Genomic DNA, 376 nt, shown 5'->3' with positions numbered 1-376 from the left:
GGCGGCACGCTTACCTGCAAATGCACGACAAACCCGGTCAAGGTCCGGGTCGGGGCGCAGACGGCGCATAACCACGTCTGCGGCTGCACCAAGTGCTGGAAGCCCGAGGGCGCGATCTTCAGCCAGGTCGCGGTCGTGTCGCGCGACGCGATCGAGGTTGTGGAAAACGGCGACAAGCTGCAGATCGTCAACAAGGACGCGCCGATCCAGCGCTATGCCTGCACCGGCTGCGGCGTGCACATGTATGGCCGGATCGAGAACAAGGACCATCCCTTCTATGGCCTGGACTTCGTCCATACCGAACTGTCGAAGGAAGACGGATGGGCCGCACCCGAATTCGCGGCCTTCGTCAGTTCGGTGATCGAATCGGGTGTCG

At 62.8% G+C, this 376-nt stretch carries 1 protein-coding gene; it reads left to right on the top strand.

Annotated elements, in window-relative coordinates; genetic code table 11:
• Positions 1-376 (top strand): S-(hydroxymethyl)glutathione synthase (gene gfa / locus CK944_RS22665; protein ID WP_103175222.1); only part of this gene is annotated, 376 nt, incomplete at both ends.

Origin of the sequence: Paracoccus sp. SY (genome assembly GCF_002901215.1) — a bacterium.
In the GTDB taxonomy this organism is placed as follows: domain Bacteria; phylum Pseudomonadota; class Alphaproteobacteria; order Rhodobacterales; family Rhodobacteraceae; genus Paracoccus; species Paracoccus acridae.
The sequence above is the reverse complement of the archived record's forward strand: the minus strand, read 5'-3'. Positions and strand labels throughout refer to the sequence as shown.